This window comes from Stenotrophomonas sp. 62841_Sma (assembly GCF_056482945.1).
In genome coordinates this window covers 3,401,243-3,425,311 of the sequence record NZ_CM151224.1, presented here as the reverse complement: position 1 = coordinate 3,425,311, position 24,069 = coordinate 3,401,243, and the positions used below count along the sequence as shown (strand labels likewise).

At 64.0% G+C, this 24,069-nt stretch carries 18 protein-coding genes; 3 read left to right on the top strand and 15 right to left on the bottom strand.

All coding sequences use genetic code 11. The features are described from left to right. Positions 1-265 precede the first annotated feature (265 nt). The 8 genes from ACZK5G_RS16195 to ACZK5G_RS16160 all read right to left on the bottom strand — a co-directional run bounded on the left by ACZK5G_RS16195 (position 266) and on the right by ACZK5G_RS16160 (position 18,332). Positions 266-1,849, bottom strand: a complete 1,584-nt coding sequence (locus tag ACZK5G_RS16195) for a phytoene desaturase family protein (RefSeq protein ID WP_478464080.1) — start codon at positions 1,847-1,849, stop codon at positions 266-268. Positions 1,850-1,926: 77 nt separating this feature from the next. Next, positions 1,927-2,421, bottom strand: coding sequence for a VOC family protein (locus ACZK5G_RS16190; RefSeq protein ID WP_032128230.1), 495 nt, complete (start codon positions 2,419-2,421; stop codon positions 1,927-1,929). A 126-nt stretch (positions 2,422-2,547) separates the two neighbouring features. Then, the gene (locus tag ACZK5G_RS16185) at positions 2,548-4,554 is read right to left on the bottom strand and encodes a M13 family metallopeptidase (RefSeq protein WP_049460715.1); all 2,007 of its coding nucleotides are present in this window, start codon (positions 4,552-4,554) and stop codon (positions 2,548-2,550) included. A gap of 309 nt (positions 4,555-4,863) precedes the next feature. Continuing rightward, entirely contained in the window at positions 4,864-6,966 is a 2,103-nt protein-coding gene (locus ACZK5G_RS16180) for a M13 family metallopeptidase (RefSeq protein WP_049398732.1), read from the bottom strand. A 190-nt stretch (positions 6,967-7,156) separates the two neighbouring features. Continuing rightward, complete coding sequence (locus ACZK5G_RS16175; RefSeq protein ID WP_107431284.1) at positions 7,157-10,009, bottom strand: TonB-dependent receptor plug domain-containing protein; 2,853 nt, start codon at positions 10,007-10,009, stop codon at positions 7,157-7,159. A gap of 186 nt (positions 10,010-10,195) precedes the next feature. Next, positions 10,196-12,223: an alpha/beta hydrolase family protein gene (locus ACZK5G_RS16170; RefSeq protein ID WP_107431283.1), complete on the bottom strand. Its 2,028-nt coding sequence runs from the start codon at positions 12,221-12,223 to the stop codon at positions 10,196-10,198. Positions 12,224-12,392: 169 nt separating this feature from the next. Then, positions 12,393-15,200 (bottom strand): TonB-dependent receptor domain-containing protein, encoded by a 2,808-nt coding sequence (locus tag ACZK5G_RS16165; protein ID WP_049460709.1) that lies wholly within the window; start codon positions 15,198-15,200, stop codon positions 12,393-12,395. A 342-nt stretch (positions 15,201-15,542) separates the two neighbouring features. Further along, entirely contained in the window at positions 15,543-18,332 is a 2,790-nt protein-coding gene (locus tag ACZK5G_RS16160; RefSeq protein ID WP_478464078.1) for a TonB-dependent receptor plug domain-containing protein, read from the bottom strand. A 214-nt stretch (positions 18,333-18,546) separates the two neighbouring features. On the opposite strand from ACZK5G_RS16160, the gene apbC reads away from it, so the two are divergent. Together apbC and dcd are read left to right on the top strand one after the other, a co-directional pair. Further along, positions 18,547-19,401, top strand: coding sequence for an iron-sulfur cluster carrier protein ApbC (gene apbC, locus ACZK5G_RS16155; RefSeq protein ID WP_026347084.1), 855 nt, complete (start codon positions 18,547-18,549; stop codon positions 19,399-19,401). 77 nt (positions 19,402-19,478) lie between these two features. Next, a complete protein-coding gene (gene dcd, locus ACZK5G_RS16150; protein WP_010483020.1) occupies positions 19,479-20,051 on the top strand; it encodes a dCTP deaminase in 573 nt (190 codons plus the stop codon). Positions 20,052-20,147: 96 nt separating this feature from the next. Here dcd and ACZK5G_RS16145 read toward each other — a convergent pair whose 3' ends face one another. Genes ACZK5G_RS16145 through ACZK5G_RS16135 form a run of 3 tightly spaced genes read right to left on the bottom strand, consistent with a single transcriptional unit; the run spans position 20,148 to position 21,421 of the window. Continuing rightward, the gene (locus ACZK5G_RS16145; RefSeq protein ID WP_005418011.1) at positions 20,148-20,315 is read right to left on the bottom strand and encodes a LiaI-LiaF-like domain-containing protein; all 168 of its coding nucleotides are present in this window, start codon (positions 20,313-20,315) and stop codon (positions 20,148-20,150) included. 15 nt (positions 20,316-20,330) lie between these two features. Further along, positions 20,331-20,753: an HIT domain-containing protein gene (locus tag ACZK5G_RS16140; RefSeq protein ID WP_049423811.1), complete on the bottom strand. Its 423-nt coding sequence runs from the start codon at positions 20,751-20,753 to the stop codon at positions 20,331-20,333. Beyond that, entirely contained in the window at positions 20,750-21,421 is a 672-nt protein-coding gene (locus ACZK5G_RS16135; protein ID WP_478464076.1) for a dienelactone hydrolase family protein, read from the bottom strand. Before ACZK5G_RS16135 ends, ACZK5G_RS16140 begins: the two co-directional genes overlap by 4 nt. 316 nt (positions 21,422-21,737) lie before the next feature. On the opposite strand from ACZK5G_RS16135, the gene ACZK5G_RS16130 reads away from it, so the two are divergent. After that, entirely contained in the window at positions 21,738-22,196 is a 459-nt protein-coding gene (locus ACZK5G_RS16130) for a hypothetical protein (protein WP_478464074.1), read from the top strand. Between the two features lie 245 nt (positions 22,197-22,441). Here the strand turns inward: ACZK5G_RS16130 and ACZK5G_RS16125 are convergent, their stop codons facing one another. The 4 genes from ACZK5G_RS16125 to ACZK5G_RS16110 are packed head-to-tail and all read right to left on the bottom strand — an operon-like array spanning position 22,442 to position 24,009. Beyond that, entirely contained in the window at positions 22,442-22,756 is a 315-nt protein-coding gene (locus tag ACZK5G_RS16125) for a hypothetical protein (protein WP_279907074.1), read from the bottom strand. After that, the gene (locus ACZK5G_RS16120; RefSeq protein ID WP_478464072.1) at positions 22,753-23,340 is read right to left on the bottom strand and encodes a hypothetical protein; all 588 of its coding nucleotides are present in this window, start codon (positions 23,338-23,340) and stop codon (positions 22,753-22,755) included. Before ACZK5G_RS16120 ends, ACZK5G_RS16125 begins: the two co-directional genes overlap by 4 nt. Continuing rightward, positions 23,337-23,666: a hypothetical protein gene (locus ACZK5G_RS16115; protein ID WP_478464070.1), complete on the bottom strand. Its 330-nt coding sequence runs from the start codon at positions 23,664-23,666 to the stop codon at positions 23,337-23,339. The genes ACZK5G_RS16120 and ACZK5G_RS16115 overlap by 4 nt, the downstream gene beginning before the upstream one ends. Beyond that, positions 23,659-24,009 (bottom strand): HNH endonuclease signature motif containing protein, encoded by a 351-nt coding sequence (locus tag ACZK5G_RS16110; protein ID WP_478466523.1) that lies wholly within the window; start codon positions 24,007-24,009, stop codon positions 23,659-23,661. Before ACZK5G_RS16110 ends, ACZK5G_RS16115 begins: the two co-directional genes overlap by 8 nt. Positions 24,010-24,069 lie beyond the last annotated feature (60 nt).

Here is a 24,069-nt window from a genome sequence, read left to right as displayed (position 1 = left end):
CCTTGGTTGGCACGCTTTGAATGGGATCATTTGACGCGGTAGGTGCCGACCGTTGGTCGGCACGCCTTGTCCCACGCGGGTAGGTGCCAACCTTGGTTGGCACGCTTTGAATGGGATCATTTGACGCGGTAGGTGCCGACCGTTGGTCGGCACACCTTGTCCCACGCGGGTAGGTTGGCACGCTTTGAATCGGATCATCTGACCCGGTAGATGCCAACCTTGGTTGGCGTCCGCTCTGCCACTCTGTGCCAACCAAGGTTGGCACCTACCCATCCTGCAACACCACCTGCGCGGCATTGTGCCCGGGCGCACCGGTCACACCGCCACCGGGATGGGTACCCGACCCACACAGATACAAACCCGGAAGGGCGCCGCGGTAGCCGGCCTGGCCGACCATCGGCCGCGCCGAGAACAACTGGTTGGCACTCAGTGCACCGTGGAAGATGTCACCGCCGACCAGGCCGAAGGTGCGTTCCAGATCCAGCGGCGACAGCACCTGCCGACCGAGCACGCTGCCGGCAAAGCCGGGCGCATACCGTTCGACGGTGGCAATCATCAGGTCCGCCACAGTCTCACGGTGATCATCCCAGTGGCGCCCGTCGGGCAGTACCGGCGCCACGTGCTGGCAGAACAGGCTGGCCACATGCTGCCCGCGCGGCGCCAGTGAATCATCCAGCGTGCTCGGAATCAGCATCTCTACGATCGGTTCGCGCGACCAGCCTTCGCGGCGCGCATCCAGCCAGGCGCGGTCCATGTAGTCCAGGCTGGGGGCCATGATGATGCCGGCGCTGAGGTGATCGCCGGGGCCGGGCAGGGCACGGAAGTCCGGCAACCGCGACAGCGCCACGTTCATCCGGAAGGTGCCGGAACCACAGCGCCAGTTCGTCATGCGTTCGCGTGTGGCAGCGGGTACCTGCGTCGGCTCCAGCAGCTGTTCGTACAGCAGCTTCGGATTGACGTTGGCCACCACCGCGCGTGCACGCAGGGTTTCGCCGTTGACCAGTTCCACCCCCACGGCGCGGCCTTGTTCGGTCAGTACCTGTTGCACACCGGCATCCACGCACAGTTCGGCCCCGGCCTCGCGCGCCGCGCTGGCGATGGCCTGGCTGATCGCGCCCATGCCGCCGATCGCGTGGCCCCACGCACCCTTTACGCCATTGCACTGGCCGAATACGTGGTGCAGCAGTACGTAGGCACTGCCCGCTGTATACGGGCTTGCGTAGTTGCCGACGATGCCATCAAAGCCGAACAGCGCCTTGATCGGCTCGCTCTCGAACCAACGGTCCAGGTACTCCGCCGCCGACAGCGTGAACAGGTCCAGCAGTTCCTGCCGCAGTGGCGCATCCAGCGCCGCCAGTTCGCGGCCGAGTTTCCCCATCTGCCATAGTGCGGGCAGCGCACGCCAACCGCCTGCTACACCCAGGTCGGGCGGCGCGCGCAGGGCCCATGCGCGCAATACGTCGGCGAAGATTTCCAGGCGTGCCTCGTACGCGGGCAAGCGCTGCGCATCCCGCTCGGAGAACTTCGCCACCTCGGCCTGAGTGCGGCCAGGAGCCGACAACAGATAGCGGTCGTCGGGCAATGGCAGGAAGTTGTTGGCCGGACGCGCGACGATGCGCAGCCCATGCGCATGCAGCTGCAGGTCGTCGATCACCTTCGGCTGCAGCAGCGAGACCGTGTACGAGGCGACTGAATTGCGGAAGCCGGGATGGAATTCCTCGGTGACTGCAGCTCCGCCAAGAACGCCGCGACGTTCCAGCACCAGCACCTTCTTTCCGGCACGCGCCAGATAGGCCGCGCAGACCAGGCCGTTGTGGCCACCGCCAACGATGATCGCATCCCAGGTCATCTGCACCTCGGAAAAAAGGGGACGGAGGGGATTAAGTCGCAATTCGCATGGGGTCACCGGCAATGGGGAAAAACGACTTAATCCCCTCCGTCCCCTTTTTTGATCGCTGCTTCGATGGTGGCGATGTCGATCTTCTTCATCGGCATCATCGCGTTGAATGCGCGCTTGGCCAGTGCCTTGTCCTGGCTGGTCACCGCTTCGATGAGCATGCGCGGGCTGATCTGCCAGGAGATGCCCCAGCGGTCCTTGCACCAGCCGCATTGGCTCTCCTGGCCACCGTTGCCGACGATCGCATTCCACAGGCGGTCGGTCTCGGCCTGGTCCTCGGTCTGGATCTGGAAGGAAAACGCTTCGCTGTGCTTGAACGCGGTGCCGCCGTTGAGGCCGACGCAGGGGATGCCGCAGACCGTGAATTCAACGGTCAGTACGTTGCCTTCCTTGCCGTCCGGATAGTCACCGGGGGCGTGATGCACGGCGGTCACCGCGCTGTCGGGCAGGATACTGGCGTAGAAGGTGGCGGCCTCGAGCGCGCCGTTGTCATACCAGACACAGATCGTGTTCTTGTGTGCCATGTCGGGGCTCCACGTTGGACGAAGCCGCAGCGATAGCATGCGCGGTGTTAATCCGGGATCGTGCTGCACCTGCAAAAAAGGAGGGCGCCCGAAGGCGCCCTCTGCGTTACCCGTGTGGCAGCTGGATCAGCGCCAGACCTTGATCTGCTCGGCTTCACTGCGCTGCATCGGCTGGCCGGCCTTGCAGCTGAAGGTGGCGCCGAAGGCCGGCAGGTTGGCCAGCGTGCCGTTGCTGCGCCACAGGCCCGGTGCACGGATGTCGGCGGTCAGGCGACGTACGGCCTCGTTCGGCGCCAGCTGCTGCGCCCACAGCGCAGACCAGGCGCGGAAGAAGCCCTGCTGCTGGGCCTGCTTGGCCTTCGGCTCCTGCGCGACATACGCCGCCCAGGCCAGTTCCAGACCGGCGATGTCGGCCAGGTTCTCTTCCTGGGTGAGCGTGCCGTTGACCTTGGCACCCTTCACGCCCGGGAAGTCGTAGGCGCTGTACTGCGCGGCCACGCGGTTACCGAGCAGGGTCCAGGCGGTCTTGTCGGCCGGGGTCCACCAGCTGCGCAGTTCACCCTTGGCGTCGACCAGAGCGCCCTTTGCATCGATCGCGCGGGTCAGCTCGTGGCCGACCAGGCCACCGAAGCTGCCGAACTTGTCGGCGGCGTCGGCCTTGGCGTTGAACACCGGGCCCTGCAGGATCGCGGCGGTGACGATCAGGCGGTTCTGGGCCAGATCGTAGGCCAGCGAAGGCTGCTGCGGCAGCACGTCCCAGCGACGGTCGGCATTGCCCTTGCCGATGCGCTTCATTTCCTCGCGATGGCGCCAGGTCGAAGCAATCAGCATGTTGCCACCGAACGAACCGCGGCCCATCGGCTGCACGCTGTAGTCGAGGTCGCGCAGCGGGGTGCCGATCTCGATCTTCAGCGCAGCCAGCTTGGCCTGCGCTTCGGCCTTGGCTTCGGTGCTCATCCAGCTGCTGTTCTTGACCGCTTCGATCTGCACTTCGCGCACCTTGTCGACGATCCACGCCGCCTGGCGACGATCTTCGGCGGACAGGTAACGGGCAGCGTATTCGCGACCGACCATCGGGCCAGCGGCTACGTTGATCGCCTCCAGCACGTCTTCCCAGCGCTGCGGCGGCAGGGTTTCGCCACGCAGCACGCGGCCGCGGAATTCGAACTCGGCATCGCGGTAGGCCTTGGACAGGTACGGTGCCATCGAGTCGCCCACGCGCCAGCGCAGGTAGGCCTTCCACTGGTCCGGCTTGAGCTTGGTGACCATGCCGTCGAGCTGCTTGAACAGGCCCGGGTCGGCCAGCGAGACCAGGTCGTCATCCACGCCCTGTGCCTTCAGGAAGGCATCCAGCTGCAGGTTGCGGTAGCGGCTGTTGAGCTCCTTGGTGGAGATCGGCGCGTAGTTGTTGAACGGGTTGTTGATGCCGGCCAGCGACTGCGCATTGCGTGCCAGCTCGGTTTCCAGCGCGATCACCGCCTGCGACTCGGCATCCAGCTTGGCCGCCGGGGTGCCGGTCAGCGCCAGGATCTGCTTGACGTAGTTGCGGTAGCGGCCCATCAGCGCCACGGTGTCGGCGTCGGTGCGGGTATAGAACGCCGGATCCGGCAGGCCCATGCCGCCCTGCATGAAGTAGCCGATGTGACGGTCCAGCGCTTTCAGATCGACGTCGGGGCCGAAGTTGAATGCCACCGGGATGCCGACCTGGTGCAGTGCGGCGATCGAGGCCGGCACATCCTTGGCCTTCTTGATGGCGTTGATGCGGGTCAGCAGCGGGGCGATCGGGTTGGAGCCGTCTGCTTCCACGGCCGCTTCGTCCAGGCCACTGGCCCAGAAGTCACCCAGCAGCTTCTGCACGTTGCCCTGCGGCGCCTTCATCGCTGCGTCGAGCAGTTCACGCTGCTGCTGGCGGCTGCGGTCGACCAGCTGGCCCAGCGCGGTGGTGGCGCCGGTCTGCGGCACCGGGTTGGCCTTCAGCCAGCCTGCATTGGTGGCGTCGTAGAAGTCGCTGCACTGGGCACTGACAGCCGGGGCACGCGCGGCCTTTTTCTTGGCGGCGAAGGCATCGTGGGTCGGGACCAGAGTCGCCAGGCTGATGCCCAGGGCGATGGCAAGCGGACGGAAATTGGGCATGTGGAACGAATCCGTGATGGATTGAGGGCGCGCGCACTATAGCAAGCCGCGCATGGGCGCGGCATGCACGCATCACGGCGCATCCGCCGGGCATGGCCCGGCGCTACCGGGTGTGTGGCATCGACATCGCATGCACGCATCACGGTGGCTCCGCCGTGCCGTGCGCCGACCAAGGTCGGCATCTACCAACGGCGTGGGCCTGCACAGGCGCAGCAGATCCACGCCATGCGTGGATGACGGGCGCGGCAAAAAAACAAAGGCCCGGGAATTCCCGGGCCTCTGCAGGTCTACCTTGGCATCAGCCAGGGCTTACCAGATCACCACCTGCTGCTCGCCGGCGCGGGCCATCGGCGAACCGGCCTTGCACTGGAAGGCCGCGGCAAAGGTCGGCAGGTTCGACGGCGCACCCATGGCGCGGAACTGCGCCGGCGCGTGCGGGTCAGTGGCCAGGCGGACCTTGGCGTTTTCCGGGGTGTACTTGGTGCGCCACACGGTGGCCCAGTTGAAGAAGAAGCGCTGGTCGCGGGTGAAGCCATCGACCTTTGCATCTTCCTTGCCGGCGGAGGCCTTCTGCAGCGCGTCGTAGGCGGTAGCCAGGCCGCCCAGGTCGGCGATGTTCTCGCCCAGGGTCAGGTGACCGTTCACGGCCTGGCCGTCGACCTTGTACTGGTCGAACTGCTTGACCAGCTTGCCGGTCAAGCCTTCGAAGTTCTTCTTGTCAGCGGCGGTCCACCAGTCTTCCATGTTGCCGGTCGGCCCGAAGCGTGCACCCTGGTCGTCGTAACCATGGGTCATTTCGTGGCCGATCACCGCACCGATGCCGCCATAGTTCAGTGCGTCGTCGGCCTTCGGATCGAAGAACGGCGGCTGCAGGATGGCGGCCGGGAACACGATCTCGTTCTGCAGCGGGTTGTAGTAGGCGTTGACCGTCTGCGGGGTCATGCCCCACTCGGTCTTGTCCACCGGCTTGCCGATCTTGGACAGGTTGAACTTGTAGTTGAACTCACTGGCTGCGCGCACATTGCCCAGGTAGCTGTCGCGCTGGGTCTGCAGGCCCGCCCAGTCACGCCACTTGTCCGGGTAACCGATCTTCGGGGTGAAGGTTTCCCACTTGGCGATGGCCTTGGCCTTGGTTTCATCGCTCATCCAGCTCAGGCCCTGGATGCGTTCCTTCAGCGAAGCGGCCAGGTTCTTCACCAGCTCTTCCATCTTCGCCTTGGCTTCCGGCGAGAAGGCAACCTTCACGTACAGCTGGCCGAAGGCTTCACCGGCGTCGTTCTCGATGGTGCCCAGCACGCGCTTCCAGCGCGGCTTCTGTTCCTTCTGGCCGTTGAGGGTCTTGCCGTAGAACTCGTAGTTCTCCTGCACGAAGGCATCGGCCAGGTACGGCGAGGCGCTGTCCACGGTGTGGAAGCGCAGGTAGGCGCGCCACACCGACGGATCGGTATCGCCCAGCGCCTTGCTCACTTCCTCATGGAAGGCCGGCATGGCCAGCGAGAACTTCTCCGGCGCGGCTACGCCCTGCGACTTGAAGAACTCGGTCCAGCTGAAGTTCGGGGTCAGCTTGTCGGCGTCAGCCAGGGTGACCGGGTTGTAGTACAGCTCGACGTTGCGCGACAGCTCCACGCGCGACTTGGAGGCCTTGGCCAGGCGGGTCTCGAACTTGACCACGTCCTCGGCCTGCTTGGCAGCGTCGGCAGCGGCGACGCCGGACAGCTCCAGCACCTTGGCGACGTGTGCCTGGTAGGCCTTCAGCTTGTCGGCGTTCTTGGCATCGGTGTAGTAGGTGCTGTCCGGCAGGCCCAGGCCGCCCTGGCTGGCGTAGGCCAGGTTGACGGCCGAGTTCTTGAAGTCGGCTTCGGCGCCGAAGCCGAACAGGACGTTGTCACCCTTGGCCGCGCTGCTGCGCAGGTAGTCGGCGATGGCCGCCTTGTCCTGCAGGCCGTCGATCGCGGTCAGGTCGGCCTTCAGCGGCTCGATGCCCTGGGCATTGATCTTGGCTTCGTCCATGCCGGTGGCCCACAGGTCGCCGACGATCTTCTCGATATGGTTCGGGTTCTTGACCTGCGCGACCTGTTCAGCCAACTGGTGCTGTACGGCCACCGAACGCTCGTCGAGGATGGTGAACGCGCCCCAGCTGGTGCGGTCGCCCGGAATTTCATTGGCGGCCAGCCACTTGCTGTTGACGTAGTCGCCGAAGGCGCCACAGGCGTCCTTGCTGGCATCCAGATCGCTGGGCTGGAAGGCGTTGTAGGCCGGCAGCTTGCTCTCGTCCAGCGTGTAGTTGGTGGCTTCGGCCGCAGCCGGCGTGGAGGCGGTGGCATCCTTGGCCGGGGTTTCGTTCTTGCCGCAGCCGACCAGCGCGGCCGAAACGGCCAGGGTCAGCAGCACGATCTTGGGAGTACGGGTCACTTTGATGGCCTCCAGGCCGAGTGAGTCAGGGAAGGGCCGCGGGGACGGCCGTGGGCCGAACAATACGCCGCCGGCCTGCCCTGCAAGGGTGTCGAAGGTCATGGCCGGGCGCAAGGGGGCCGCTTCGTGGCCCGGAAAAGACAGACCCGGCAAAAGCCGGGTCTGTCGGGGTACTGCGATCAGGCGTGGATCAGAACTTGTACTTCAGACGCACGAACGGGGTGCGGCCGTAGTAGTCGTACTGGGTGGCGAAGGCCGGTACGTTGCCGTAGCGGGAATCGGCGACACCGATGGAAACCAACGGCGGGGTCTTGTTGAAGATGTTGCTGACGCCCACCAGGATTTCCCAATCGGCCTGCGCGTAGCTGACCGAAGCGGTGTGGTAGATGCGCGAGTCGGCCACGATGTCACGATAGGAGTTCGGACGACCCTGGTAGGTGAACACCGGGCTCAGATCGATGTCTTCGGTCTTGTGGATGTAGGTGGTCAGCCAGTTGTACGACCAGTCACCGCGGGTCAGGCTCAGCGCCAGGTTGCCCACCACCTTCGGACGGCCGATGTCACCCAGCAGCTCCGAGGATTCCAGGCCGCTCGCAGCTGCGCTGGAGAACACTTCCTGGGTGTCTTCGATCGTGTAGGTGACCTGGGTCTCGGCCGAGAACTTGCCGAACGAGAAATCGTGGTCGAAGTTTGCGGTCAGGTCGTAGCCACGGGTGCGCTGCTTGTTGATGTTGATGAACTTGTTCTGGATCTGGGTCACCGCATACGGCTGGGTAGCACTGGCCGGATTGCGGGTCAGCAGATCGCAGTAGCTGTTCGGGTACACCGTGCCGCCGTAGCAGCCACGCATGACGTTGGTGCTGCCCAGCTGCGCGATTTCATTGCTCACTTCGTAGTCGAAGTAATCGATGGCCACGCTCAGGTTGGCGAAGGTCGGGGTGAACACGATACCGGCGGTCTTCGCACGCGAAGTTTCCGGAATCAGCGAATTACCACCGCCCTGGCGGTACACCGTGCCGCTGCTGCCGCCGCCGGCATAGTCGGCCGGGATACCTGCGGCCGCACAGTTGGCCTGGTAATTGGTATTGGAGCTTTCACCCCAGCGTACGCACGGATCGTTCGCCTGCTGGAAGAAACCAGTCTCGTTGCCAAGGTACAGCTCGTACAGGCCCGGCGCGCGGTAGGAGGTGCCGATCGAACCGCGCAGACGCAGCGACGGAATGACCTGCCAGTTCAGGCCGACCTTCCAGACATTGTCCGAATCGGCAACGTTGTCGTACTTGAACACGCGACCCGAGGCGTTCAGGCTCAGCGATTCCACCGCCGGCAGGCCCTTCAGCAGTGGCACGTCGAACTCGACGAAGGCTTCCTTGACCTTGTCGTTGCCCTTGGTCACATCAGCCGAGGACGAGCCCCAGATGTCGCCAGTGCGGGACAGTTCGCTCGGCTGGTCGTTGAGCGAGTAATAGCGGTATTCCAGGCCGCCCGCAAAACCGACCGCACCGGCCGGCATCTCGAACAGGTCGCCGCTGACGATGGCGTTGATGGTAGCCTGCTTGTAAGTGGTCTTGCCCCAGTCCCACGCACCGAGCTTGTCGACCAGCTCGTCGACCTTGCGGCCGCTCAGGTAGTCCGGGTCGAAGTAGTTCACCGCCGGCGGCGCGTCGGTGTAGTCCAGGTCGCCGCTCTTGGAGGCCTGGATGGCCAGATTGCCGTACTTGCCACTGGAGTGGCTGAAGTTCGCGTTGACTTCCCACGCCCAGGTGTCGGTGCCCTTGAACAGGCCGTCAAGCTTGGTGGCGGCGTAGAAGTAATCGACGGTGACATCCTGCTGGGACTTGAACAGCATCACCGGGTTGGCGACGATCTCGGTACCCGGGATGTAGGCATACGGGAAGAACTGGCGCCAGGAGAACGTCTCGGTTTCGCGACGGTTGAACAGGAACTGGGTCTTCCAGTTGACCGAATCGAAGCCGAAGTCGGTGGCCACGTAGGCGGTCTTCCGCTCCTGCTTGTTGATGATGTGGCCCTGGCCCCAGCGCGCGAAGTTCACCGGCTCATCGAAGAAGGCCTGGCCGCGCGCGTAGCTCTGGGTCTTGCGCGGGCGGTAGCCCGGCAGCGGGCCGACAGTGGTGCCATCACCCGACGGCACATAGCGGGTGCTGCCGATGTCGACCACGTTGTGCAGCATGTTGACACAGTTGGCCAGCGGCGTACCGGCATTGAGCGAACGATCTTCGCGGTCGATGCGGTTGCCGTCGGCGTCCTTGACCAGGTCGTTGCTGCAGTTGAGGAAGTCGCGGTCGCCACGGGTCAGCTCGTTGTGCTGATACCACTCGACGGCAGCGATGATGCTGCCCTTCTCGAAGTTCCAGCCATTGGCAAGCGACGCCGAGAACACTTCACCGCCGCCTTCGGTCGGGACGCGGCCGGTAACGGTCAGCTCCGGGCGCTCGATGTTCTTCTTGGTGATCAGGTTGACCACACCGGCCACGGCGTCGGAACCATAGATCGAGGACGAACCGTCCTTCACGATCTCGGCACGCTGCAGGATGGCGGTGGGAATGACGTTCAGGTCGAAGGCGCCGACGGCGCCACGGGTACCGGCCGGGCCGGGGCGCTGGCCATCGAGCAGCACCAGGGTGCGGTTGGCGCCCAGGCCGCGAAGCGACACGGTCTGTACGCCGGTGCCGCCGTCCACGACGAAGCCGCCGAACTGGTGGGTGATCTGGGTTTCGGCCGAACCGATGGCCGACTTCTGCAGGAACTCGGCCACGTTGACCTGGCCCTGCTTCGCATTGGTTTCGGCGTTGATCGTGAACACCGGCGAAGTGGTCTCGTAGTCCGCACGGCGGATCAGGGAGCCGGTGACCGTAACCTTGTCAAGATCGGTTGCGCGGGTGGAAGCGCTTGAGCTGCTTGACGCCTTTGCTTCCTGCTGGGTGGATTCCTGGGCCAGAGCCGGTGCGACCTGCAGGCAGGCCAGCACAGCAAGAGTCAACGGGACGCGGCTTGGCTTTGATTGGCGGTTGGCGTTGCGCATTTCGTTTTGATCCCCACTTGTTATGCTTCGGTTAATGGAGTGTATGAGTCGCGTAAAGTAAATGCAACATGAATATTAAAATCTCTTAACTTGCTGTTGTTATGGGGAAATTCAGTATTTGGGGCATGAAAAAGCCCCTGCCTGGCCGGCAGGGGCTTGGTGAAAGCGAGGGTGCCCGGGGAGGGATCAGAGGCCGCCGGGGCCGCAATCCTTGCTCAGGTAGTCGGCCATGAGCGTCAATGTCGTCCGGAAGTGCGCGGGGTACCACGGCATGCTGTGCGGCATGTCGGGGATCAGCTCGAACCGGGCTGGGACCTTGCCCTGTACGCCGTTGTAGAAGTTCCTCGCATGGAAGGACGGCGTGCGTACGTCACGGTCGCCGACGAAGGTCAGCAGAGGAATCGTGGCCTTCGCAGTGTTCTGCATCGGGTCCATGCCCTTCACCGTGCGCCCCTGCAGAATGCGTTGCAGGCGGTTCTGGCTCCAGGAGGTGCCCAGCCGGCCAAGATCGGTGACCGGGGCGCCAGCGATGGCGCACTGGTAAGGGGAGGGGCTGCGCACTGTCGCGGCGGCAGCCGCGAAGCCGCCGTAGGAATAGCCGAAGATCGCGATACGGTCCTTGGCGGCGATGCCCTGTGAGACCAGCCAGGCGGCGCCGTCATCCTTGTCGTCCTGCATCTTCTGGCCCCACTCGGCGTCACCTGCCAGCCAGAGCTTGCGGCCAAGGCCGGCGCTGCCGCGGTACTGAGGACGCAACACGGCGTAGCCGCGCGAAGTGAAGAACGGCACCCAGCCGGATGCATCCCAGCCGGTGTAGTCGCGTGCCCACGGCCCGCCGTGCGGATGAACGAGTGCCGGCAGCGGGCCGTCGCCCTGCTTCCAGCCCGGCGGGAGATCCAGAATCGCTGGAATCTGCAGCCCATCGCGTGCGGTGTAGGTCACCCAGCGTTGTTCACCGATCTGCTTGCTGTCCACCCAGGGGCGCTCGCTGCCCAGCGGCACGACATTCTTGCGATCGGCCAGGATGAAGTAGCTCTTCGGGTTGCGGTTGCTTTCCGTGGTGAACAGGACGCGCGAAAGGTCGTCGTTGTAGCCGGTGATGTAGATGCTCAGGCCGGGATAGGCTTTCTGCAGGCCCTCCTGCAGGGCCTTCATCTGCGGATCCACGTACACGGCCTGTCGCTGCGGACCGTCGATATAGAAGCCGAGGACCTGGTTGAAGTTGCTCTTGCGCGTGCCCAGGATCAGTGAACTGATCGAGAAGGATGGATGGGCGGCCAGAGGCTCCTTGTCGAACTCCTTTTTGGCAGGATCGTACAGTCGCGCCTGCACCAGATCCGAGAACTGGTCGGTCAGCACGTACAGCTTGCCGCTGTCATCGTCTATGCCGACGACTTCCACCGTATAGCGTTCGCTCAGTCGGGTGGTCAGGGGGGCGTGCACTTCGAACTGGCCGGCGCTGTTCTTGATCAGAATGCGTTGTTCGAAATCGTCGGAGCCGGCGGATTCGACCTGGGTCTGGGTAAGGACTTCACCTGTGCGGGGATGGAACAGGCCGGGTGACGTGCGGGAGCTGCCTTTGAACAGCAGTTCGGTCTGGCCCGTGCGCAGGTTGAAGCGGTAGTAGTTGGCCTGCAGCGTGGCCTCATTGAGCTGGCTGATGATGACCCTGTCTGCATCCAGCGGCAGCCCATGGACGAGCGAGGCGGTACCCGCAAGTTCGAGGCAGCGAAGGGTCTCGGGGCTGACCCCGAGCGTGCGGGTGTTGTTGGCGAACGCCTCGTCGAACTTGGTCTGGGTGGCGTCGGTGAGGTAGGCCTTGGTCAGGAAGGTCTTGGTGGCTCCCGTACTGTTGCCTTCACCGCAGCCGCCGAGTTTGCCTGTCCATTCCTGGCGCCCGATGACGAGGTTGCGTCCCGCCTTCAGTGCGCTTGCCGCGATGAACTTCATCCGGTCACCGGATGGCGTGATGGCGACCGGACCGGCGCCGAGGTTATCCAGGTTCCAGTTGGCCAGGGCGGTATCGCTGTTGTCGCTGCCGGGCGCGGCGACGATCGCGACCAGCTGCTTGCCGTCGGCGCTCATGGTGACCGACTGGATGGTGGGGATCTTGGCGAAATCCTCGGCTGGCAGAGGGCTTGCGAGGGCAGGGGCAATGCACAGCGCCGCCAGTGCGGCGGCGCCAAGGCGGGCGGGGGACAAGCGCAGTTCCATGGTCGGCAGGGTCCTTGTGGCGGGCACATCAATATGACCTGAAGATGAACGAAGACGTGAATCCAGTCAACTTGGCGTGAATGCCCGGGCGCGCGTCACGCCCTGGAGGGGCGACCAGCAAAAAAAGACCCCGCCGGGGGCGGGGTCTTTGGTGCGGCAAGGGCCTGGATCAGTGATCGCCGAACTCGTACTTGGCCTGCACATAGATGGCACGCCCGTAGGCGTTGTACAGGTAATTGTTGTACGGCTGGCCGCTGGTGCCGGCGAAGCTGAAGCGCTGGTTGTCCGGCATCTTGTTGAACACGTTGTTGACCATCAGCGACAGGGTCAGGTTGTCCAACGCACGGTAGTTCACGCTCAGGTTGTAAGTGGTGTAGGAGCCCCACTTGCCTGCCTTGTAGCCGGAGCTGTGGACGTAGTCGTAGCCATTGCCCACGTACGCCATGTAGTTCGGCGTCTTGCCAATGTAGTTGGCGTACAGGGTGGTGGTCCACTTGTCCTTGGCCCAGCCGACCGAACCATCGGCGCGCACCTTGGCGTACGAGTCGTATACCCACATCGCGTATGGGTCACGCAGCAGGTCCAGGAACTCATCGCCCGGCTGCGGCTGCAGTTCGCGCTTGAGCATGTCGGTGTAGTTGCCCGAGAACTGAAGCGAACCGAAGCGGCCCATGTCGTGCACGTACTTGAAGCTGGCGGTCAGCGCTTCCAGGTTCTGGCGGGCGACGTTCATCTTCGGGGTGTAGATCTCGTCCAGCACGCCGGACGCATCGCGGGTGATCCAGTCGTTGACGTTCTGGCAGCTGGCCGAGGTGTTGTTGGCCTGGCCGCCACGGCAGTAGTACTCGGCCAGCAGCAGCTGGTCGGAGCTGAGCGTATCGACCTCGTTCTTGATCTTCCAGTTGTAGTAGTCCACCGACAGCGACAGGTTGTTGATCGGTGCCCACACAACACCTGCATTCCAGACGTCGGCGGTGATCGGCTCCAGGTCCGGGTTACCGGCGCGGGTGCCGAACACCGAGACGCTGTCATACGGGCAACCGGTGGTGTTGGCCGGGTCGTAGCCCAACTGGCCGCAGCGGTAGTAGTCGGTGGAGCCGTTGGCGTAGTAGCCGCTACGGCCCTGGAACGCGTCGGACAGCGTCGGAGCGCGGAACGCCGTACCGTACTTGCCGCGGAACAGCAGGCTTTCGATCGGACGGAACTCGACGCCGATGCTGTAGGTGGACTTGTCGACGGTGTTGCTGCCGATCTTGAAGGCGTCGTAGCGACCGGAACCGGTCACCGTCAGCATGTCATGCAGCGGCAGGCGCAGTTCGCCGGTCACCGCATAGTTGCTGCGGTGGCCAGCACCGGAGACCGCCGTGGTGCCCCAGACGCTGCCATCCATCAGGCCCGGATCGGGGCTGTAGTCCCAGCCTTCGCTTCCACCTTCAACGACCACGGCCAGGCCGGCGTCGCCGCCGGGCAGCTTGAACAGTGATCCATTGGTGACCTGTGCACGGGCCAGGTTCTGCCAGGTGCGGCTCTGGCTGTAGCTGTAGCCGGTGAAGGTCTGGAAGTCACCGGCCGGCAGCGGCGCGTAGAAGGCTTCCCAGTTCGGGCTGTAGATGTCGTAGCCGGTGCTGGTGGTTCCCAGCACCGGGCCGAGCACGCGCTGTTCGAAGTAATCGTTGATCGGGTCATTCCAGCGCACGAAGTTGCGCTCGGTCAGCTTGTACTCGCCGCGGGTGAAGCTGAGGCTGTAGTCCCAGTTGCCGGCCGTGCCGCGGCCGCCCAGCGTCACCTGATAGGCCTTGTTGCGGTCGGTGTTCATGATGTCGCGGTAGCCGGCGCCGCCGATGTCTTCCGGGGCGAACACGCGCTGCAGGTTCATGTACTGGCCGCTGGCCTGGTCGTAGAAGCGGCCCCAACCGGAAGAGGTGCCCCACCAGGTGTAGCCGGAACCCGTCGCGTACTTGACCTCTTCCAGGCTGTACAGCGCATCGCCGAACAGCTGGAAATTGTCATTCACGTCGAAGGTGGCAGAGCTGTAGATCTGCGCGCTTTCCTTGCCGTTCTTGATGGTCTTGTAGCCGGTGCCATAGGTCGAGCCGCATGCCTGGCCGGTGGGCCGGGTGCCGAGCACGGTGGTGCCATCGAACTGCCCGGCGACGTTGGCGCACAGGTTCGGGTCCATCATCGCGTAACGGTTGTTGTTGGCCGGCAGCAGCACCAGGAAATCGTTGGAGACGTACTGCGGGCTGTAGCCGTCGGGATTGTTGACCTTGGTCAGATCGCGTTGGTAGCCCCAGATCGGGCTGGTCTTTTCGTACTGCACATTGACCAGCGCGTGGAAGCGGTCATCGACACCATTGAAGCCGCGGGCGCCGCTGAAGCGGAAGCTGTTGCCGCCGCCTTCGCTGTAGGCGCCGCCACGGACGTTGAGGACGCCACCATCCATGCGTTCCTTGAGGATGATGTTGACCACGCCAGCGATCGCATCGGAGCCATACAGTGAGGACTGGCCGCCCGGCAGGATCTCGATGCGCTCGACGATGTCGATCGGAATGCCGCTGATGTTGTTGAACGTATCGCCGCCGTTGTACAGCGCCGGATACGAAAGCATCGGGCGGCCGTTGATGAGGTACTTGGTGTAACCCGGGCTGAGGCCGAACATGCCGGCGGCTTCGGCGCCCTGGGTGAACGAGGCCGAGGTCTGGCCACCCTGCAGGCCGCCAGTGGACAGCGAGGACTGCTGCAGGACATCGGCAACGCTGGTGAAGCCGCGGGTCTGGATGTCTTCGGCGGTCACGGTCAGGACCGGTGTGTGGTTCTCGATCTCGGTCTGCGGAATCAGCGAACCGGTGACCGTCACGCGGTCAAGCTGGGTCGGTGCGTTGCCGCTTTGCGCCAGGGCCGTGCCGGAGGCGAGCAGTGTGCCGAGCAGGGCGAGCGTCAGTGGGTGGCGCGAGAGTGTGGAACGATGGCGAGACATGGAAAATCCCCGTAGTGAGCGATGTCTTGGCTACCGGCTTCCGTGTCGGCTTAACGATCTGTTCAGTTGCATTCCATTCAGCCGGACCGTAACACGCACTTAACGCAGTGAACACACGATCGTCATTTCGTCAATCGGGCTTTTGCCTGAAAAATGGCGATATATCAATGACTAACGCCAATTGTTTTGGAGTGTTTCAAAAGATGGCGATATGAAGGGCATTCTTTCGTAGTGCATTTGCTGCTTCTGCATCAATGCCTTACCGAAGGCTTCCTGGAACCAAAAAAAAGGCCCCGCCGAAGCGGGGCCTGGTCCAGACACGAAGCCCGGAAAACGACGGGATCAGAAGTTGTACTTGACCTGGGCCGAGATCTGGCGGCCGTAGACGCTGTAGAAGCCGTCATTGAACGGGGTCGATTCGTTGCCCGGGTAGTTGTAGCGCTGGCCTTCCGGCAGCTTGTTGAACACGTTGTTGACCATCAGCGACAGGACCAGATCTTCCTGTGCCTGGTAGTTCATGCTCAGGTTGTACGTGGTGTACGAACCCCACTTGCCGGCCTTGGCGCCGGAGGAGTGGACGTAGCCGTAGCTGCGGCCGGTGTAGGCCAGGTAGTTCGGGGTGCTGCCGACGTAGTTGGCGTACACGGTGGTGGTGAACTTGGCGATGTTCCAGGCCACCGACAGATCGCCGCGGACCTTCGCGAAGTTGTCGTAGTACCACATGTTGTACGGATCGCTCAGCAGATCCAGCTTGGCGGCACCCGGCATCGGCTGCACTTCACGCTTCAGCATGTTGGTGTAGTTGCCGGAGAACATCAGCGAGCCGAAGCGGCCGATATCCTGCTGGTACTTGGCCGCCACGGTCACCGCTTCTAGGTTCTGGCTGGCAACGTTGAGCTTCGGCGTGTACACGCGGGTCAGGTTGCCACCGGCATCGCGGGACACCCAGTTGGTCACGTCACCGCAGCTGGCCGAGGTGTTGTTCGGCAGGCCGTTGTGGCACTGGTACTCGGCCAGCAGCAGCTGGTCGCTGCTGAGGGTCTTGACCTCGTTCTTGATCTTCCAGTTGTAGTAGTCGGCCGACAGCGAGAAGTTGCTGACCGGAGCCCACACCACGCCTGCGCTCCAGACGTCGGCGGTGATCGGCTTCAGGTCCGGGTTGCCGGACTTTTCGCTGTACACCGAGGTGTTCTTGTAGAACGAGCAGGCCTCGTCACGCAGGCCGTAGCCCAGCTGGCTGCAGCGGTAGTAGTCGTTCTGGCCGGACGAGTACGAACCGCTCATGCCCTGGAAGGCATCGGACAGGGTCGGCGCGCGGAAGGCGGTACCGTACTTGCCACGCAGCAGCAGGCTCTCGATCGGACGGAATTCCAGACCGATGCTGTAGGTGGCCTTGTCGACGGTCTTGTCGGCGATCTTGAAGGCGTCATAGCGGCCCGACGCGCTGACGGTCAGCTTGTCGTGCAGCGGCATGCGCAGCTCGCTGGTGACCGCGTAGTTGCTGCGGTGGCCGGCGCCGGCGACGGCGGTGGTGCCCCACACGTTGCCCTTGACGAACGCCTGGTCCGGCGAGTAGTCCCAACCTTCGCTGCCACCTTCCAGCACGACGGCCAGGCCGGCGTCACCGCCCGGCAGGCTGAACAGCGAGCCGTTGGTCACCTGCACGCGGCCCAGGTTCTGCCAGGTCTTGCTGCGGTGGGTACCGTAGCCGGTGAAGCTGGCGAACTGGTCCGGAGTGATCGGCGAGTAGAAGGCCGCGTAGTCCGGGTTGTAGATGCCGAAGCCGCCAGCCGAGGTGCCCAGGCGCGGGCCCAGTACGTTTTCGCGGAAGAAGCCATCGATCTTGTCCTTCCAGCGCACGAAGCGGTTCTGGTCCAGGCGGTACTCACCACGGGTGAAGCTGGCGCTGTAGTCCCAGTCGCCGACCATGCCCTTGCCGCCCAGGGTGACCTGGTAGGCACGGCTTTCGTCGGAGTTCATGATGTTGTTGTAGTGGCCCGGGCCGATTTCTTCCGGCGCGAAGGCGCGCTGCAGGTTCACGACCTTGCCCAGGCCCTGGTCGTAGAAGCTGCCCAGGCTCGACTTGGTGCCCCACCACAGGGCGCTGGAGCCGGAGGTGAACTCGGTCTTTTCCTTGCTGTACAGCACATCGGCGAACAGCTGGAAGTTGTCGTTCACGTCGAAGGTCATCGACGAGTAGAACTGGCCGCTGTTCTTGCCGTTCTTCAGGGTCTTGTAGCCGGCGCTGTACACCGAACCGCAGGACTCGCCCGACGGGCGCTGGCCGACCACAGTGGTGCCGTCATACAGCCCAGCGACGTTCGCGCAACGGCTCGGGTCCATCATCAGCAGCTTGTTGTCAGCGTTGGTGATGACGGCGAAGTCGTTCGACGGAACCTGGGCGGTGTAGCCGACCGGGTTGTTCTGGCGGGTGATGTCGCGCTGGTAGCCCCAGATCGGGCTGCCGTTCTCGATCTGCACGTTGAACAGTGCATGGAAGCGGTCGTCGAAGGCGTTGATGCCCTTGGCGGCGCTGAAGCGGATGTTGCTGCCACCGCCTTCGGTGTAGGTGCCGCCACGGAGGGTCATGGTGCCGCCGTCCATGCGCTCCTTCAGGATGATGTTGACCACACCGGCGATTGCGTCCGAGCCGTACAGCGAGGACTGGCCGCCCGGCAGCACTTCGATGCGCTCGACGATGTCGATCGGAATGCCGCTGATGTTGTTGAAGGTTTCGCTGCCGTTGTACAGCGCCGGATACGAGAGCATCGGGCGGCCGTTGATCAGGTACTTGGTGTAGCCCGGGTTCAGGCCGAACATGCCGGCAGCTTCGGCGCCCTGGGTGAACGAACCCGAGGTCTGGCCACCCTGCAGGCCGCCGGTGGTCAGCGACGACTGCTGCAGCACTTCAGCAACACTGCTGAAGCCGCGGGTCTGGATGTCTTGGGCGGTGATGGACATCACCGGGGTCTGGGTTTCAACCTGGGTCTGCGGGATCAGCGAACCGGTGACGGTGATCTTGTCCAGGTTGGTCGCCTTGTCCTGGGCCATTGCCGGGGCGGCGGCCATCAGAGCGGAAATCAGGGCGACGGCGAGCGTGTTGCGACGTGCGGTGTTGCTTACGTAGTTCATGTAGTTCCATTGGAGAGCAAAAACAAAAACGGCACTGCGCATGCGCCATCGCGCGGGCTGGAAATGCCAGCTCCGCAGCCCAAAACAGTGCGGGTCGAACGTAACATGAACTTAACAATCTGTGCACGAATCTGTAGCAATCCTGAATTTCAGTCAGGTTACGTCCAGCTTGTATGATGCTCGGTTATTCCCCCTGACCCCGCCGGTGCTCGTTGTGAACAGTTCTCCCCGCCGTCCCCATGCAAGCCAGGTCCAGAAGGGACTTACGCCGCATGCCCGCATCCGCAACGTGATCGCGGTTGGTTCGGGCAAGGGCGGCGTCGGCAAGTCGACCACTGCGGTCAATCTGGCCGTGGCCCTGCAGCAGCTCGGCGCACGCGTGGGCGTGCTTGATGCGGACATCTACGGGCCGAGCGTGCCGGCCATGCTGGGCCTGTCCGGTCGCCCGGAAAGCCCCGACAACAAGAGCATCGAGCCGCTGCGTGCGTTCGGCGTGGACACCATGTCGATCGGCTACCTGATCGAAGAAGACACGCCGATGATCTGGCGTGGACCGATGGCCACCTCGGCGATGACCCAGCTGTTCAATGACACCCTGTGGGATGACCTGGACTACCTGCTGATCGACCTGCCACCGGGCACCGGTGACATCCAGCTGACCCTGACCCAGAAGATCCCGCTGGCCGGCGCGGTGATCGTCACCACCCCGCAGGACATCGCCACGCTGGATGCGAAGAAGGCGCTGAAGATGTTCGAGAAGGTCGAGGTGCCGGTGCTCGGCATCGTCGAGAACATGGCGGTGCATACCTGCAGCAGCTGCGGGCATGTCGAGCACCTGTTCGGCGAGGGCGGCGGCGAGCGCATGGCCGCGCAGTACGGCGTGCCGTTGCTGGGTTCGTTGCCGCTGCAGATCGGCATCCGCGAGCAGGGCGATTCCGGTACCCCGATCACCGTGGCCCAGCCGGATTCGGTCCCGGCCCAGGCCTACCGCCATGCCGCCCAGCGCCTGATCGAGGAGGTTGGCAAGCGTCCGCGTGCCTCGATCCCGATCCTGTCGTCGCTGCTGTAAGTGCCAGGGCAGGGGCCGCCGGCGACGCCCGGCCCCCTGCTAGAATCCTCGCGCCCCCTCGTACCCCAGGACAAAGCATGAGCATCAAGAGTGACCGTTGGATCCGCCGCATGTCCGAGCAGCACGGCATGATCGAGCCGTTCGAGGCCGGGCAGGTCAAGCAGGCCAACGGCGAGCGCATCGTCAGCTATGGCACCTCCAGCTACGGCTACGACGTGCGCTGCTCGCGCGAGTTCAAGGTGTTCACCAACATCAACTCGACCATCGTCGATCCCAAGCACTTCGATCCGGGCAGCTTCGTGGATATCGTCGGCGATGAATGCATCATCCCGCCCAACAGCTTCGCGTTGGCGCGCACCGTGGAGTACTTCCGCATCCCGCGCGACACCCTGGTGGTGTGCCTGGGCAAGAGCACCTACGCGCGCTGCGGCATCATCGTCAACGTGACCCCGCTGGAGCCGGAGTGGGAAGGCCACGTCACCCTGGAATTCAGCAACACCACGCCGCTGCCAGCGCGCATCTACGCCAATGAAGGCGTGGCGCAGATGCTGTTCTTCCAGGCGGCCGCCGATGACATCTGCGAGACGTCGTACCGCGATCGTGGTGGCAAGTACCAGGGCCAGACCGGCGTGACCCTGCCGCGGACCTGAGCGGCGCGCCATCGCATGACGAAAACGCCGGGCATGCCCGGCGTTTTCATGGGTGCGGCCACACGCTGCGCTCGCCGGGCATGGCCCGGCGCCAGCTTATTTCCCGCGACCGAACAGCATCGCGATGCCCACGCCCACCAGTGCCACCGGCCACCAGGTCAACAGCAGCTTGGACAGGTTCAGGTGCGTCCAGCCGAGGTTGCTGGCGAGCATGAACAGGCCGATCAGGATCAGCAGGACGGCGGCAACGAGGTTGAATCGCATCGGGTCGGCAAACGCTCAGGACTGGGCTGGATATCCTAGCCGTTCCTTCCAGTAGGCGACATGCTGGTCCAGCGCACCCGGCTCGTAGCGGTGCGCGGGGCCACTGCCCCAGACCGGGCCCGGCCACGCGGGGTCGCCGTCATGGCGGCCGATCACATGGAAGTGCAGCTGGCGCACGATGTTGCCCAGCGCCCCGATGTTGATCTTTTCCACCCCGTCGGAGCCCTTCAGGGCCTTGCAGGCGCGGTTGAGCTCGGTGCGCAGCTTGTCCTGCTGCTCGCCGTCCAGCTCGATCCACTCGGTCACCCCGGCCAGGCGCGGTACCAGCACCAGCCAGGGGAATCGTTCGTCGTTCATCAGCCGCACTTGCGACAACGGTCCTTCCGCCACCAGCACGCTATCGGTGGCCAGGCGTGAATCGAGTTCGAATTCGCTCATCCAAGATGCTCCGAGAAGAAGTCCAGGGTGCGTTGCAGCGCCAGGGTGGCGCTGTCTGGATCATACGCATGTCCGACCTCCCGGTTGAAGGCGTGGTCGGCCGGATAGACGAAGGTGGCCATCTGCGGCAGCTTCTCGCGATGGGCCTGCACGGCCTCCGGCGGAATGCTCTTGTCCTGGGCACCGAAGTGGAAGATCACCGGGGCCTTGGGTGTCTCATCCAGGAACTGGACGTTGCGCGCACCGTAGTAGCTGACCGATGGCAGGCCCAGGCGCAGGGCCGACAGCATCGCCACCGTGCCGCCCCAGCAGTAGCCCACCGTGCCGACCTTGCCGTAGGGGGCCAGCCGGGTCGCTGCGGCACGGACCACCTCCAGCGCCTTCTTCATGCCCAGTGCGGTCACCCGTTCCAGGCCCTGCTTCACGCCGTCGGCGTCATAGGGCAGGGCGTCCGGATCGGCTTCTGTGCCGTCAATCAGGTCGAAAAAGGACGGCGCCAGCACCGCATAGCCTTCGACCGCGAAGCGCTCGGCCACGCCGCGGATGTGCGGGTTGGCGCCGAAAATTTCCTGCACCACCACCAGCCCGCCACGCGGGGTGCCCTCCGGCAGGGCGTGCCAGGCCCGTACCGGGCCGTGATGCGTATCCAGGGTGATCCACTCGGCCATCGTTTCCATCTCGTTGCGGGGAACAGAACCGCATTGTCGGCGCTGCGTGGGTTAGCGCGGTGTCAGCGGCTGTGCGTGATCGGGCGGCTGGCCATTCAGAGCGCGGCCGCCAACCCCGGTATACTGGCGCCCTTTCAGGCCCCGGCCCCCAGGAACCCCTGCCACGACGGCAGGGGCCCAGGCCCCCAGAGTCCCGCGATTCCATGTCCCAGCTGAACCCCAAAGTCGGCTTCGTCAGCCTTGGCTGCCCGAAAGTGCTCTGAAATAGACTATTGAGGCGCTAGAATCCATCGGTCAACTCAATGTGGGAACAGGGATGAATTCATCGAACCCAGCGGATTGGATGGGCCCCGTCTATGACTGGATGCGCGCAGAAAGAATCGACAAGAACGGCCCGGTAATCGTCGATGCAGTGATTGCAGGTGTCGGACAAGTCGTGCGCCCTACGCGCGAAACGGTGGTCGAGGTGCTCGAAACTCTTACCCGCGCTGGTGCCTTGGCACGTCAAGGCTCCAACTATAAGGTTACGGAAGACGGGGAGCGGAGACTCTACCCTGGCACCGATGCTGACCATGTCCGCCGCGTCGTGGCTGATCTCATCAATTACATGCATCAGAACGATCCTGTGCGAGTTTTCAAGCTACAGGAGTATCAGTCGGAAATTCGCCAGCGTCTCAACCCCAAGGAAGCTAAGGTTGTGAACACGGCGATCCAGATTCTCGTCTCCGAAGGATTCTGGATCCCCTTGGGCCGTGACTCCTACGAGTTGTCCTAGTAGCGGGCTAACTTCCCAGCGTCCCTTACGGGCGCTTTATTGCCCGAAGGTGTCCATGGCCCCGTAGATGATTGCGGTACGCCTCTACTGACACTGCCCAGGCGGCCTTCGCTACTTCTGGCCCGGCCGCAATCACTCGCCCACGACTGTCGATCACCGCGAGCTGGGCCGGCCGGCCCTCGCCGTCGGTGACCGTGATCCCTTCAAAGATCACGGCACCGATAGTCGGCGGTGCTTCGATCTTTTCAGCTGCGCCCATGGCGACCCCCTATCGCGCGCTGTTGCTGCGATTGTTCGGCCAAGCCCAGTTTGAACTGCACCACGTTGTCGGCGACGGCCGGCGCTGGCGACGGCCGCGCGCTGCGCGCGGGGCGGTTGAGCCTGCGCCATGCAGCAATGGCCGCGTCGGGGTCGGCATGCTTGCTGGTCGACCTGCAGGCGCACTCGACCAGGTGGCCGCCGCCGGCGGAGGCGCAGCGCTTGTCGTGGATGTGGCGCGCGCGGTGTCCGGCGGCGCAGTTCGGCAACCCTTCCGGGTGGCTGATATGTTCCTGGGTCATGGCTTGTTGCACTCCTCGATGTGGGCTTCGAGCTTTTCGATCAGGAAGGTGGCTTCGGCGGCCCTGCGGCGGCGTTCGTGCGTGCTGATCGGCATGGGCCCGGCGTCGCGGATCCACTTCAGCGGCTCAAGGAGCCAGCTCGCCTCTACCGGGAGCCGGGTGCGCGGGTCGACTTTCTGGATCAGCGGCTCACAATCCGGCCCGGCCCAATCCTCGCTGTCGCCGCAGCGGACGCACACGCGCCCCCGGAATTCATGCAGCTTCTCCGGTTGGATCACGCGCGGGGTTTCGAATAGGGCGCGGACAACGAGCCCACGCTGGTGGGCGGCGTAGACGTGCCCAGCGTCGGCTTGGACCCAGCAACCCGGACCCACGTCCTTTTTGTTGCGATACTCCCAGCGGACAGGCTGGGCGGAGTAGAGCGCGGTCATCAGGGTGTCGGCCCACGCGCGCACCTGGTTGGCGGCAACGGTGCCGCCGGCGGGATCGACACGCCGCATGGCAGCAACGACCGCAGCGACAGGCGACGATGCCTTGGTGGCCTCCACAACGGTGGCCGGGGAAACGGGCAGTGGTGCGGTCATGCGAACAGGTCCAGTTGGGCCGGCTGCGCCGGCGGTGGTGCAGGTTCATCACGCAGTAGGTCGGCCATGCGGAACGTCACGGCCCACGCGTCGGTGTGGCGGATCAGGTACTGGTTTTCCTGGCACACCGAGATCTTTCCGGCGGAGATCAGATAGCCGGCGTGCGCCAGCCCCGTGAATCCTTCGTACTCGATGCGCAGGATCTGCTCTCGACGCCAGCCAGCGCGCAGCTTGCGGTCGAGGATCGAGCTGGCGAAGGCACGCAGCTGCTCCGGCTGCATCAGGCTGCGGTCCTCCATTGCAGCGGTGAGCAGCTGGTCAGCCATGTTTGCGCGCTCCAAGCTGAAGGTGGCGCCACAGATAGCCCCGCCGAATTCCAATCACAGTGCCCCTGCTGACCCCGTAGGTACGCGCAACCTTCGTGTTGGACCTGTTGTCTGCGTGAATGGAGCGGACTTCTGGCTCCGTAAGCTTCACAGCAGAGTTGTGTTCTCCAGCGGCCTTTCGTGCGCGTCCCTTGCGAGCCATATCCGCATTGTTGTCAGCCTTAGTGCCTGCGAACAGGTGATCAGGATTGCAGCAAGGAGGGGTATCGCATTTGTGGCAGATCACTGCCCCATCGGGGATTGGACCCTTGAATGCCTCGTAGAAGAGGCGAGACACGGTCATTGGCTTCTTTCCTGAGCTTCCGATGCGCCCATATCCGCTGGTGCTCCATGAGCCGAGCCA

Coding starts and splice junctions, on each gene's coding strand:
- ACZK5G_RS16175 (WP_107431284.1), bottom strand. CDS start 10,009: ATGCGCAACGCCAACCGCCAATCAAAGCCAAGCCGCGTCCCGTTGACT.
- ACZK5G_RS16190 (WP_032128230.1), bottom strand. CDS start 2,421: ATGGCACACAAGAACACGATCTGTGTCTGGTATGACAACGGCGCGCTC.
- ACZK5G_RS16125 (WP_279907074.1), bottom strand. CDS start 22,756: ATGACCCAGGAACATATCAGCCACCCGGAAGGGTTGCCGAACTGCGCC.
- dcd (WP_010483020.1), top strand. CDS start 19,479: ATGAGCATCAAGAGTGACCGTTGGATCCGCCGCATGTCCGAGCAGCAC.
- ACZK5G_RS16195 (WP_478464080.1), bottom strand. CDS start 1,849: ATGACCTGGGATGCGATCATCGTTGGCGGTGGCCACAACGGCCTGGTC.
- ACZK5G_RS16170 (WP_107431283.1), bottom strand. CDS start 12,223: ATGGAACTGCGCTTGTCCCCCGCCCGCCTTGGCGCCGCCGCACTGGCG.
- ACZK5G_RS16145 (WP_005418011.1), bottom strand. CDS start 20,315: ATGCGATTCAACCTCGTTGCCGCCGTCCTGCTGATCCTGATCGGCCTG.
- ACZK5G_RS16140 (WP_049423811.1), bottom strand. CDS start 20,753: ATGAGCGAATTCGAACTCGATTCACGCCTGGCCACCGATAGCGTGCTG.
- ACZK5G_RS16135 (WP_478464076.1), bottom strand. CDS start 21,421: ATGGCCGAGTGGATCACCCTGGATACGCATCACGGCCCGGTACGGGCC.
- ACZK5G_RS16110 (WP_478466523.1), bottom strand. CDS start 24,009: ATGACCGTGTCTCGCCTCTTCTACGAGGCATTCAAGGGTCCAATCCCC.
- ACZK5G_RS16160 (WP_478464078.1), bottom strand. CDS start 18,332: ATGAACTACGTAAGCAACACCGCACGTCGCAACACGCTCGCCGTCGCC.
- ACZK5G_RS16165 (WP_049460709.1), bottom strand. CDS start 15,200: ATGTCTCGCCATCGTTCCACACTCTCGCGCCACCCACTGACGCTCGCC.
- ACZK5G_RS16185 (WP_049460715.1), bottom strand. CDS start 4,554: ATGCCCAATTTCCGTCCGCTTGCCATCGCCCTGGGCATCAGCCTGGCG.
- ACZK5G_RS16120 (WP_478464072.1), bottom strand. CDS start 23,340: ATGACCGCACCACTGCCCGTTTCCCCGGCCACCGTTGTGGAGGCCACC.
- ACZK5G_RS16130 (WP_478464074.1), top strand. CDS start 21,738: ATGAATTCATCGAACCCAGCGGATTGGATGGGCCCCGTCTATGACTGG.
- ACZK5G_RS16115 (WP_478464070.1), bottom strand. CDS start 23,666: ATGGCTGACCAGCTGCTCACCGCTGCAATGGAGGACCGCAGCCTGATG.